The 13,789-nt window shown below is 61.5% G+C and carries 3 protein-coding genes; 1 reads left to right on the forward strand and 2 read right to left on the reverse strand.

The window, feature by feature from the left end:
• Positions 1-171 precede the first annotated feature (171 nt).
• The gene (locus Mal15_RS18975) at positions 172-5,613 is read right to left on the reverse strand and encodes a protein kinase domain-containing protein (RefSeq protein ID WP_147869212.1); all 5,442 of its coding nucleotides are present in this window, start codon (positions 5,611-5,613) and stop codon (positions 172-174) included.
• Entirely contained in the window at positions 5,610-12,542 is a 6,933-nt protein-coding gene (locus Mal15_RS18980) for a hypothetical protein (protein WP_147869213.1), read from the reverse strand. Before Mal15_RS18980 ends, Mal15_RS18975 begins: the two co-directional genes overlap by 4 nt.
• Before the next feature lie 557 nt (positions 12,543-13,099).
• Between Mal15_RS18980 and Mal15_RS18985 the strand changes: the two genes are divergently transcribed.
• A complete protein-coding gene (locus tag Mal15_RS18985) occupies positions 13,100-13,651 on the forward strand; it encodes a hypothetical protein (RefSeq protein ID WP_147869214.1) in 552 nt (183 codons plus the stop codon).
• Positions 13,652-13,789 lie beyond the last annotated feature (138 nt).

Genomic DNA, 13,789 nt, shown 5'->3' on the forward strand with positions numbered 1-13,789 from the left:
ATGTCCGAGTCCAAGATCCCTATGCCAGCCCGACGCGTGAGCGAGGGTCTCACGGCGCCCCTCGCTCACGCGTCGGGCTGGCATGACCGCGTCAATTTCGAAACATCGATCGACTCCCCAAGCCACAAAGGCTTGCGGCGACTCATTCAGCGAAACTCTTGGCGAGTTCGGCTACGGTTGGGCGTCATTGTCGATCGGCCGGGCGTCGGGGGCCGGCCACAGCAACACGTTGCCGTCGCGGGCGGCGGTGATGACGAGGTTTCCGTCGGCGCTGCGATCGATCGCGGTGACGCCCTGGGTGTGACGCCGCAGGGCCAGGACTTCGCGACCGAAAATCACGTCCGATGCCGCCGACAAATCATCCTGTTGAACCGACAGCCGGGGATCCCAGACGCGCGCCGATTTGTCGCGGGATGCTGTCAGCACACGGATCGGGCTGGAACCATCGCTGACGACACTGATCGATTCGATGCGATCGGCATGCCCTCGCATCACACGCGGTTTGACACTCTCCCCGGCAGACATATCGATCAACCAGGCGGTTTTGTCCGAAGCGCCGACGGCGATGTAGCGACCGTCGTTCGAACAAGCGATGCAAGTCGGAGCGAGCCCGGCGGGCAATCGCCACCCGAACGTCGCGGCGGCACCATCGAGAGGCTGAGCGCGGATCGATCCATCCGCCCCGGCCAACAGCAACGTTTCTCCGTCGGGAGCGAACCGGACGTGCGCGACCTCCGTTCCCTCGATTCCAAACACACGCTCCAAATCGAACCCGGTTTCCGGATCCTTCCATCGCCACAGCCGTGCCTCCGCGCCGGCACCCGAAGTAATGATCCGATAGCCGCGCTCGTCCATGCGGCTGGCAATGTCCATCCCCGTGATCGCACCGGGGTGTGGGTTTTCCAGTTTGTCGATCGCGGCGCCGGTGTCGGTCTTCCACAACCGCACGCTTCGGCTGGCCGTCGCGGCGAACTTGCCGTCGGGGGTGAAGCAGGCATCGACGACCGACGCGTGGGGGCGATAACTCTTTTGATGCTCCATCGCGCGGATCGACCAACGAAACGCCGCTTCGCCGTTGAGCGTGATCAAGTGATCGTCTCCCGACAGCAGTCCCGACTCGGGGGCGCCGATCGCGGCCGGCAGGTCGAAGGACTTGGTTTGCTCGCCGGCCAGATCGACCATCGTCACCCGCCCGCCCCGTCCACCGCCCGCCTGGCGGCAGATCACCACGTCGCTGCCCCGGTCGCCGAATCGGGCCGAGGTCAGGTGGGGATGGTCGCCGGAGGTTTGTCCGTTCTCGTCGAGTTCCGCTTGCACTTGATCCAGCCGGCGGCTCTGCTCGGTCGCTAAATCCCACCAGGTCGCCGTCGTCACGAAACGATCGCGAGTCGTCTGGGCGGAGAGCGTGACGGCCTGATCACCACGAGGCGATAAGGAAACCGAGGTCACGAATCCGTCGTGATCGAGCCGACGACGCGGTTGCCGCGACGAAAGATCGATCTCCACCAGTTGACCGTTGTCACTGGCCACCCAAAGTGACGAATCGTCGGGAGAAATCGCCAATTCGTTGATCCGGTGCCCGCGCAAAAGATCGACCGGTTGGCCGAGTGGTTGTCCCGTCGTCGTGTCCCAAACGATCAAGCGGCCGCCGCGATCCCCCGTGATGGCAATTTCGCCGGTGGCCGAGATCGCAAACGCGGTGACGGCCTGCTCCCCGGCAGGCAAACGGTGCAGGATCTTTGGAACGCCGCTCGATGGATCCACGTCCCACAACAACGCTTTGGCATCGGGGCGACTGGAACCGGACAGCAATCGTCGGCCGTCACGCGAGAGCGCGAAGGCATTGTTGATTCCCGTGCCCGCCAGTGAACCGAGTTGGGTGCCGGATCCGACGTCCCAAATCCGGATCGTCGCATCGGCGCTACCGACAAATAAACGCTTTCCCGCTGTATCCAGCCGCGCCGACATCGCCAAGAACTCGGTGCCTTCGTTGAGTTCCCCCGGTAGCCGTTCTTTGATGTTGAACCGCGAGATCTCACGAAACGTCATCGTCGTGCGATCGACCCCAAGGATTCTGGCGGTGTGATCGCGACTGGCCGAAATCAAACGTGATCCGGAAGGATCCAGCCGCGCGGCGAGGATTTCATCTTGGTGCAATCGTGTCTCGTACTTCGCTGTACCGTCGGCAGATTCGTCTTGTTCCTGCGCAAGCGACTCGCGTGCCGGACGATCCCACAACCGGACCGTCTGGTCGACCGATCCGGACACGATGGCCCCGCCCCCGCTTTCGTCCAACGTGATGTCCAGTCCGCGCACCCAGCCGCCGTGGCCGCGGAGCGTGTATCGCAGCGATTGATCGGCAAGGTTCCAGGCCCGGATCGTGTAGTCGTCGGACCCGGTCAACAATGTTTCATCGGCGTCATCAAATCGAATCACTCCGACGGCATCGGGATGGGCCGTCCAGTTTGCGACGAAGGCATCCGACTCATTTCGGACTTCGTTGGACTGTGACGGTGAATCCGACGCATCGCCGATCGATGTGATTGCCTTTTTGATCGCGGCGTCGAAATCTGTCGGACGCAATTGTTGCGGTCGCCATAAGTAAACATTCCCGCGGGTGTCGCCGGAAGCGGCCAGTTGACCGTCGGCCGACAGGGCCAAAGAGGCGACCGGGAAGGGATGCTCGGAAAACTCTCCGATCCGACCGAAGCGATCCGTTTCGATACGCCACGCGACCACGCGGCTGATTTTTCCGTCGCTGACTGCGGCGACGATCGTCGGCGGATCGCCGGCGTTGGATTGATGGGCCGCCAAGGCAACGACCGGAGCGAGATGCCATCCCTGGGCCAAGCGTTGCGGTCGGTTCAAATCCCACAGCGAGATCGTTCGATCCGAGGATGCGGTTACCAGCCGTCCGTCGGGAAGAAACGTTACATCCGTCACTGTTGCATCGTGTCCGTCCAGCCGTCGAAGGGTTTGCCCGGTCAGCGGATTGATGACCAGGACGGCGCCCGATTTGGTTCCGACGGCGATCCAACGTTCGTCATCGGCGATGTCGGTGCAGGTGGCGTCCAAGTCCTTGCGGATCCAGGTCGGCCCGTAGCCAGGGTCTAAATTCGACCGATGCACCGAGGCGTCGTTGCAGACCACGACGGCGGATCGACGGTTGGAGGTGACCGCCAAATCGACGACACCGGCGCCAAAGCGAACTTCATCGCGCGATTGGTTGGCCAGTTGCCACAGATAACGCCACTCCCAAGTCGGCGGATCGTCCGGGGCAGCCTGGCGAATCGCTTTCAAGATCAAGCGTGCGTCGTCGAATTCGTTCCCATCGATGCGTGCTTTCGCCAACCCGATCTGCGACAGATAGGATTCGTAGCGTGCCCGCTGAAGCGATACCAGCGCGGCCTGTTCGCTCGTTTCGGCCCGCTGCTGCTGGCGGAGTGCATCGGCGGCGTTTTGGTCCGCAATCTTCTTTTGGTCCTTCGCCTTTTGCTCATTGGTTTCCGCATCAGCGCGAGCCTTGATTGCCAGCCGCTCGTTTTCTTCGGCGATTCCTTTCTGCCGTTCGACCTCGGCCTTCTTCTTTTCAACTTCGGTCAACCGGTCGGCAGCCAACTCTTCCGATGCGATTGCTCGGTCCCGCTGTGCCTTCGCGATCTGCGTTTGCTCTTTCGCAACCTTCAATGCGGTCTCGGCGATTTCGCGTTGCTCGTTGGCTTCATTGCGTTTGTCGTTGATCACGTACAGAGCGATGCTGCCGCCGACCAGAATGAACAGCACGCTGGCGGCGACCAGACGTCGGAACAAATGCAATCGAACCGAACGAAGCTCGCGTTGCCGCAGGCCTTCGTTCAGTTTTTCGATCAAATCCAAGTGATCGGAGTTGCTCGCATCGAGCAGCGACAACCCCAAGTCATAGTCGCCGTTGTCATAGGCCGCCGTCGCATGATCGATGCGACAACGGGCAAGTCCCTCGGCAGCGGCTTGATTGCCGTCCCAAAGTTCAAGCGCCTGTTCGAAACCGTGGGCAGAACGTGAAAAGGACTCGTAGCGAGATGTCTCGACCGCACGCTGATGCTCCCTTTCGGCCGCGGTGGAGATGGCGATGCTTTCGGAGTGTGATCGGTAAGAACGGATAGCTTGTTGGAATTCCTGGACCGATGGATAGCGATCCTTCGGTTCGGTCGCCATCGCACGAAGGGCGATGTCCATCAGTTCGCCGCGGTGCTGTGGCGACACCTCTTGGATTTCGTTCACCGCGACCTTGCGAATGCACTGGGTGACGTTTTCCGCCTGGTGCGGCGCGTGACCGGTGACGATGTAATACAACGTCGCGCCCAACAGATAGATGTCGCTGTGCGGGCCGATCGCGTCGACCGGGCCGAGGGCCATTTCGGGGGACATGAAAGCGGGTGTCCCGCCAAGGCCGGCCGAGAAAGTGATCGTCTGCTTCTTTTCGAATTCCGGTTGGGCGATCGCGAGTCCCCAATCCATCACCAGGACTTCGCCGAAATCCCCCAGCATGATGTTTTCGGGTTTGATGTCGCGATGAATCACACCGCGGGTGTGCGCAAACGCGATGGCGTCGCAGACCTTCAGCAGGATCTCCAGATTCTCGTCGCGTGTTTTCTCGTGGATCGTCTTCAGCCACGGTTTTCCGACCACGCGTTTCATGGCGTAAAACAACGTGTTGTCGGCCGCCACGGCGATGTCGTGGATGGGGACGATGTTGGGGTGATCCAGGTCGCCCGTGACAACCGCTTCGGAGAGAAACTGTTGTCGTCGCTCCCGTTCAACCGCTTCCAAACGGCCAGACTGGCGCAACGATTGTCGTTTGTCTTTGGGGAGCGGCTTGATGACTTTGACGGCGATCATCCGATCCAGTGACGATTGGCGGGCGACATAAACGTTGCCCATCCCGCCGCGTCCGAGCAATCGAATCAGACGGTAGTCCGATGGCGCGTCAGGGTCGCGGGTCGGAATCGCAAGGTCGCGCTCGCGGATGTGCAGCTTCGATTCGTGGATCGACCTCTCTACCGCCGGACGAAGCTTTGTCGGCTGCGAACGATTCGCCTTACTGGCATCGATCGCCGCGGATCCCCAAAACGCCGCGTCCTCTTTGCTCAGTTCGCGCGGATTGATCGTCTGAGAAATGTCTCGGCTTTGCATCACCGAGGGAGGTGCCGGGTCGGGGGCGTCCGCAGGATCCAGCGTGTCCTGGTCATCACGCTCATCGGGTGGCAGCCGGATGTCCGGCGCGTCCATCGGCACGGTGACATCGATCGCATCAATTGTGGCGTCGATGGGGCGTGAATCGCTGCCGGAGTCATGGTTGTCCACTCGCGTCGCATGAATCGATTCGGCATCGAGAGTGTCGGTCGTCGCATCGCTGTCGGCCGATCGACCGCGTTGTCCGCCGGCAAAGATGCGTGTGGACTGACCAGGGGTCGGGGGAATATCCACCGTCGATTGACCCGGCGACTCGGACCACTGGACGGTCTCTTCGTTGGGGTCTGGACCGCCGCCGTGATCGGAATCCGGCCGAGTATCCTCGGGGCCGTTTTCCTCATCCGGTTCGTTTTCGTCGTCGTTCTCGAAGTGGTCGGTCACTGGATGGCCCCCCGTTCGGTCAACGAGCTAGTCGGCGCGCCGGACGGTTGCAGACGAGCTCGGAAACGACCTGCCACGGAAAATCGGTCATGCCGATTGATGTCTGACGGGGGCGGAACATCAACGCGATCGGCGTGATCCGTTCGCGTTCGAGAGGGAACCCAGCTGGAGGATTGGTTCGGATCCGGACGGGACTCGGTCGGTTGCTCGGCATCTTGATCCTGTTGTACGTCCAGGTCTTCCAGGTCTTCCAGATCGGCGTCGGGATCGACCGGCACGAGTCGTAAAGCGCCTCCGTCGGGGGCATCGCCGGGCAGGATCGGTTTTCCGTTGCGGAGATCCACGCTCAAAATCGAACGCACGTTTCCGTCGCCCAGCACATATTGAATCTCGTAGCGGCCATCGGGCAGCGATTCAAACAACTTTTTTAGCTGATCGCCACTGATGATGTCGTCCGGCAAACGCGTCGGCGGCACCAGATCGGCGGCCTGTGGATCAGGCGAACGGACGCGAAGCTGAAAGTACTCCTCGCGGACGATCGTGGTCGACGCGATGACTTCGGTGGTTTCCATTGTGCCACCTAAGACGACGAAGGTTTGTTCGGCGCTGACGACGACTGGGGCTTGCTCGATGACCGGAATCACATCTCTCACCGGAAAGAAGGCGACCGGGATCGACAACGAGGGGATAATGAATTGCGCCGTGCCGTTTTCCAGGATCGGCGTTTGCGGATTCACTGCGGTCAGCGGGTTGTCGGTCGACGAAATCAATTCGCCCTCGACCACTTGAACATCGCTGTCGGCTTGTTGGATCGACTGACCGGTCACCAGAATGGACTCATGATGCCGCACCGAAAACCGCACCTGCAGCGGGTCGGTTGCTGAGGTTCGACCGTTCAGCCGTGATTCCAAAATGTCCGGCTCCAAATACAGATGCTCCACTTGCAACGGGGGCGCATCACCGCTCAACAAATCGATCTGCTGGAATCGTTGGGTTGCCGCGCCCCAGTCGATGTTGATTGTAAGCCCACGTTCGCCTTCGTTACCGATTTTCACCGTCAATACGCCGGTCGCATCGTTGACCGCCGCCTGTTCCAATCGATTCGTCGTGACCGTCGTCGCATCGTAGAACGCGGTATCGCCGAGTCCGTCCCGCGGTCGTGTGGCAAAGATCCTCGCCACACCGACGCCGCCGCCGGTTTCGATTTGAAAGTCTCGCCCCAGCACGATCTCCGGCGCATCGATCATCACCGCTCCGGCGCTGCTTTGACCAGCATCGATCTGCACCAGGTCGCCCAAGTGAATCAGCCGCTCGGCTTGCAACCGAATTCGACCATTCGCACCGCCCGCGATAATCTCTTCGTCTCCTTGCAGTGAGTCCAGGTCCGCAACGGACATTGAGTCGGTCACCCGAATCGAATCGCCCGCGTGAATTCGGATTTCCCCGTTGGTCGTCGAGATGACTTCGCGGTCATCGTTTCGATCCGACGACGCCAACCGGATCGAATCGAGTTCTTGGATCTGTGCGTCACCACGTGCGGTGCCGGAAACACGAAACGTCAACTCATTGACGTTGGTGACCAACCGAATCGCATCACTCCCGTCGCCGGTCCCGTTGCCGCTGGTGACGCTCAAATCGTCGGCGATCACCAACGAGTCAACGCCGAAGGACAGCACGTCATCGCTGGCAACGAGATGGACGTCGGTCACGTTGTCTTGTTGCAGCGAGCCGCCGTGGGTCGCCCCCACGATGGACCGGACCAAGATGTCGCTGTCGGCGGCCGTTGTGACCAGTCGCACATCACGGTGCTCGTTGCCATCCAGGCCGCTGGCGTTTTCGGAACGTACTTGATGCGCCACGATGTCCCCCACCGCAACGATCTCGATGCGTCCGTCGCTGGTCCGCACGTCGACCAACTCGATGCCTGACCCTTCGGCAATCTCCAACACGCCCGTTTGTTGAACCGACGCGACCAGCTCTTTGATCTCGGTTTCGATCGCGTTGCCGTCGCCGATGCCACCGGCGACCTCGATTTGCACTCGCCCCGATTCTGCGATCAGGTCGACGTGTTGATCACCGGCATCGGCGAGCGATCCGAACGCGGATTCGATCTGGATCGCCAACCCGTCGGCCGCCGACCGGATCGACGAGACGAAGAGGTTTCCGGGGGCCTGCAAGAATGCCGTGCCGCGGCCCGCATCGATCAAGGAACCGTCTTGCAGCGCAATGGTGCTGCCTTGCAAGCTCGCGGCGTTTCCGGCCGTCAGGCGGACGCTGCCATCGGTCGATGTCAAATTTCCCGATGGCGTGAACACGATGTTCCTGCGAGCGGCGATGGTCACGTCGCCCTGTTCACTGGCGATACCGCCGCGGACCGTGATGTCGGATTGCCCACCGAAGTTCTGCAACAGGATGTCACCGGTCCCGCCGGCCGACAGCGCGGCGCCGGCGGCTTGCGACAAGACATCGATCGACGCGGTCTCGGTCAACACGCTGACCTCGCCGCCTTGATTGACGACTTGTCCGATACTTATCCGATCATCGCCGGCGTGCCGGATCAAGATCTCACTGTCACTCCCGCCGCCGCTGAAAACATGCGACAAAGTGACGGTGCGGTCGGCGAGGATGTCCAATCGAATCGTTCCCTGGTCCGTGACCGCCTGCAAATCCGACACACCGGTCACCTTCAGCGTGTCGGCCGCGCCGATGCCGAATCGCGAGCCCAATTGAATCTCACGGCCGACCAAATCGATTCCGTCATCGGCATCCGCATCGTCGATCGTGACCGCGTCGATCTGGATACGTCCGTCGCCGGCATCCACCAATCCAATCGGAAGTGCTCCGGTGGCGGATGGGGTTCCCGAGGAGTCGTCGCTGACGATAAAGATTGATCCCCCGGTCCCAGACGTGGTAGCGGAAAAGGATTGTCGCGCCACGACGTTAATGGGAACGGCGACCGAACCGATCGAGGCGACGGAGCCGGGCATGTTTGATTGTCCTGGATATGCTCCTCCGGCTACGATCATCACCGCATCGCCGGCGACGTTGACACTCCCTTGCCCGGGATCGGCGACGACGTTTCCTGCGGCGACCAACGTCACCGGCCCGCCGGTGGTTACCGCCGACCCCAAAATCAGATCCCCAGCGACTTGAACGTCGATCGAGTCACCTGCAGAAACGAACACACGCAAGTCGCCCACCCCATCGCGAACGACGACCGCCTGGGCCGCCGACAAATCCACTTCACCGATGGCGTTGGTGATCGATCCCATGTCCAGATTACCGCTGGAGACCGCGGCGACTCGCGCCGCGTCGATCTTGGAACCCGACGTCTGCGTCACCGATCCGATCTGTCCAAGTCCATCGCTGCGACCGAGGACGACGGTGCCCACGGGAGCCGAGATCCGACCGAGTTGATAGTCACCTCCGTGCAAGGACACGGCGTCATCAGTCGCGACGCTGCGGAGTTCTGCGAGTGACAAATCGCTGATCGGGGCATCCGAATCGATCACCACGTGTCCGTCGGATGCGTCGACGATCGAACGGATGATCAGCTGATCATCGGCAACGATTTCAACATCGCCGCCGCCGATGAGTGTCAGATCACCATCGATCGTCACCGATTCGGCCTCCAGCAGCAGTCCCCGGACGACGCCGGGCGAACCGAGCTGGACCTCGGCGTCCCAGATCAGTTGGTCGTCTCCCGAACCGCCGACCACCAGGGGCACGGCACGAAAATCCTGGCTGAATCCCGAAAACTGCAACCGGTCGTCCCCGCCGCCGCCATCGATCGACAGGCTGTCCGCGGGGGCTTCGAACTTCAATTCGCCGGTACGACCACCGCTGGTCAGCTGCCATCGGGTCTGCGACGGATCCGCATCGGGATGGACGGCCAGTTGATCGTCCCCGGCAGTCAGTTGTGCCGACAGAACGGCTGTCGGCAGCTGTAAATCGATCTGGGAGACGCCGACCAACGTGACGTCGTAGTCGGGCGCGATGGACGGAGCATGCCGGGCGGTCAGACGCAGCTGATCGGTGCTTTGATAGACGATGTCAAACTGTTCGGGTGAATCGTTGCTGCTGCGATCACTGTCCATCATCCAAACCGCACCGTCGCCCATCACTTGGGAGGTGTCAAACACGATGTCGGCATCAAAGTGCAGTGGCGTCGCGCCGGTTCCGACGAAACCGTCGACGTCAATGTACAGCTGTGATTGGTCGACGGTGGCATCGAGGATTAAGTTGCCGCCGTTCAATCCGGCGATCGGTCGGACGGTCGGGTCGGACATCTGTGCATCGGCAAACGAATCGCCACTGCGGATTTCCAGGTTGACCCCGTTTCGGTTGACCAGAGTCACCTTGTCGACCATCTGAACGTGATCGCCTGCGGTTACGATCGCGACGTCATTTCCGTCGCCGCCGAAGTAGGTGATGAAAGCCGGCACCGCGTCCGCCCCGGGACCGAACTGGGTAAAGACGCGTGCCCCATCGAACAGTTCACGCGGGTTCGCCAAGCGATTTCCGTCCTCGTCGAACTCGCTGTAGAACCGCCCCACCACCGGTTGCGACGAATCGTTCTGCAGGATCAGTAATTCGGTGTCGCCGGGCAAGGCGGTGGAAATGTCCAACCGCAACAATGCGCCGCCCAGATCAATCGGCTGACCGGTGACGCCGACCGAGTCGTACGCATCACCCGCGGTCGCCCCGTCAACGTCGGCCGCAAACACGGCATCGCCATCGAGGATCAGCGAACCGAATTGCGGCTGACCGGTTGCCGCGCCGCTCGCGAACTGGTCGGGTGCCAAGGTGCCACCGTTGATCGTGACGGCACCCGAGATCGTTCCGCTGCCGGAGAGCACACCGTCGGGCTGGACGTTGACACGTGCGTCGCCGCTGATGCTGCCATCGACACGCAAGGTCCCGCCGATGACAACGAGGTCCGTGTCGGACGTGGTGTCTTTCACGACAACCAATGTACCGTCACCGTGTTTTTCGACCCCAACCTGACCCTGGGAAACGATGGTCATGGCATCAAGCTGGACGACGCGATCCGGCTGGACCGAAATCAATTGATCGAATCGAACGTCGGCCGATCGCAGCAGCGTGTCCGTTTCAAACTCGACCGCGTTTTGAAAGGTCACCGAGCCGTTCGTCAGAATCTGCCGCATCGACATCGCCGCGGCAACGACCTGAATTCCTCCGCCGGCAGCCAGCGTGATGTCCTGCCAATCGGTCAAGTCGGCGTCCAATTGAATCGCAGCCTGAGCGTCCATCGACAATCGATCCCCACCGGCAAACGTGCCCCGCAGCGTGAGGGAGTCGCCTGCCGACAGCGTTACCTGATCGTCGGGACTGAGCGTGCGATGATTGCCATCGAGCATCAAGTCCTGGGCCGCAGTCAGCTGCGACAACGTTCGCTGAAAAACAACGTCGCCGGTCAGTTGAATGTTGCCGCCGATCGTGGGCGACGCTTCGACTGAACGAATCGTCGCGCCGAACAGTCGCAGCTGATCGGCGGACAGCACCACATCGCCGCCATCGACGGAGATGTCGCGCACATCCAACTCATCCGCCGCGACGACCAGCGCGGCCAAGTCCGCGGCGCTGCCTGGTGATGCTCCGCCGACGTTGCCCCGAATGTCGACGTAGCCGCCGTCAGAAGCTCCGGTTGCATCGATCGTCAGTCGCCCCGCCGCCATGGATGCATCCGAGACGATCGGTCCGAACCAAGTCACGTCGCCGGCGACCATCGCCCCCGCACCGGTCTGAATCACCACCTCACCGACAAGACGAGCATCTCCGTTCAATAGCACGTTGCCGCCGCCCGATGCGATCGACGCGTCGCTGAGGAACAAGTTTGGCGCGTTCACACTGACGCTGCCGTCAGCGCCGGCGGCCGAGGTTTCCAGCTTGCCGGCGATCGACAGTTGATCCGTCGCCACCATCACCAAGGGTCCGGCATCAGCAACGACCTCGCCCGTCGCTGTGATTTGGCCCGAATGAAGGTTGATGGTCCCGGCCGAAACGTCACCCTGCAACACGGTTGCATCCATCGCGTGAATCGACAACGTGCCTTGGATCTCAACGTCCCCCGCAAGATCGACTTCGGTCGCACTGGCAACACGCACGTCTTCGACTCGGCTGCCGTCGGAGGCATCCAATTGCCCGATGCGAATCAAAGCGTCGGCACCCGAATCAAAATCAAAGAACAAACTGTTGTTGTCGGACGACGCGCTGATGATCGCGTCCCGCCAATCCACATCGCCCGATCCGCCGATCACACGCACGCTGCCGTCCAGGGTGACCGTTCCATCAACGTTGAAGGCCCCCGAACCGACATCGACCTGCGTCAGTCCGCTCGGAAGGGCGGATCCGATCCGCACGCCGCCGGTCAGGTTCACGTCACGGTCGGCAAATTGAATCGACGTCCCGCTCGGTGACAATTCGATCGTTTCGGCAGCGATGTCGAGTTCGGTTGCCGGTGAAGGCGACGTGACCGGTTGGAACTCCAACATGACACGATCATTGCCGTCCCCTTCGATCACGTCCAAGTTGATTCCGTCTGGCAATTCAATTCGCAGCAAATCGTCACCGCCGCCCAGATCAATCGTGACCTGACCGCCCGCAATCTCAGTCACGGAAAGCGGATCGCTCGGATCCCCCGTCGCACCACCGGTGTGGCCGCTGATCGGAATCACCGTCCCGTTGCCGTCGGTCAGCTGGATCTCATCGCCGGCCCCAACGGTCTGGAGATGGACTTCGTCATTCGCGATGTCGCCAAAAATCAACAGCCCGCTGGCCGCCGAAAGTTCCGCCGTCGCGTTCAGGACGATCCGTGGCTCCAGCAGGGTCAGTCGTGGCACGAATCGGTTGTGCCCGTTAGCGCGGGCTTGTTTGCGGACCGAGTTTTCCGAGTCCAAGGTCTCCATGACAGCCCGACGCGTAAGCGAGGGTTCGTACGGCGCCCCTCGCTTACGCGTCGCCCTGGCATCATGCTGTTGCCGCTGCCGCGTCGAGAACAAGCCCTCAAGGCATGCGGCGATTCGCCCCCAAATCCGCGCCCCCACCCTTTGGCGGCCCAACCGCCTACCGACCCAGTCGTCGGCACACACCGTCATCGCCTGACCCTGCGCAGCAGCCAGCGACGGACGTGAGGAACGATCCAGGGATGTCGGCGAGTCGTTGAAGGGGGTCACGAACAGCCCTTTACACTGCGCAAATCAGACAATCTCGGTACACCAGACAGACCACAATCACGCTCGCGCCCGATGGGGCACGCCCCCAGCTTGTTAATCACGCGAAAATCTTCCCGAGGAACCGATTTTAATAGCCGGCGCTGGCGACCGTAGTCGAAAAACCGAAGGCATGGGCTTTCCGCCTGTCATCCATGCGAGCGTGGCAGATCGTCACGGTCCGCAAGTTCGCGTTTTCAACACGTCGCCGTCGAAAATCCGCTGCCGAATCGCCTCGCTATCCACGTTTCGCCATGAAATCGCAGACGCTCGCACTGATCGTCACGTTGGCCGTCGGCTCCAGCCTGGTGGGCCAGGAAGCCGGCGATCCGTTGCGACTTTCCCCGGTCCAGGTCGATGACGTCAGCCAGCCATCGGCCACGGAGCGGTCGCACGCCGACAGCGTGCCCGACACGTCCGCCTCGACCGGCAACCGCCCCGATGCCGCCGACAACGCCCGCGGACTTGTTCGATTGGACAAACCGATGTCACAGATCGAGCTCTCGGGATTGTCGGCGTCGGCCGAAGTTTCACGCCCTGGTTCCACACCGGCTGAAGTTCGCTGGATGACCGCGGCTGGAATCAGCACCCACAACGAACTCGAATCGGTGACCACCTATGCGCGGCGGCGGCTGTACTTCGAAGACGCCGCATTGGAACGCTGCGGAAAATCCGACCACGTGCTTTCCAGTGGCATCCTGACCAATTTGCATTCCGGAGCCAAGTTTCTGGTCGATACGGCATTGCTGCCCTTTCGCATGATCCGACAGCGGCCGGACGAATTGGTGGGCGCGCTGGCCGAGTGAATTCGGAAGTGGTCTTGGCGAGCCCGCCTTGACTTTGATAAGTCCCAAGGTTCGATGATCCGCCGCGCCGTACGACGCCGGCCGCAACGATGGCCTGACCATCACCGGGCGTTCCTGTTGAAGGTCCCGGTGTCGGAA

It is taken from the genome of Stieleria maiorica (assembly GCF_008035925.1).
Lineage (GTDB): Bacteria > Planctomycetota > Planctomycetia > Pirellulales > Pirellulaceae > Stieleria > Stieleria maiorica.

What these genes read in the sequence shown, in the direction of transcription:
- Mal15_RS18980 (WP_147869213.1), bottom strand. Translation starts at nt 12,542, where the DNA reads ATGGAGACCTTGGACTCGGAAAACTCGGTCCGCAAACAAGCCCGCGCT.
- Mal15_RS18985 (WP_147869214.1), top strand. Translation starts at nt 13,100, where the DNA reads ATGAAATCGCAGACGCTCGCACTGATCGTCACGTTGGCCGTCGGCTCC.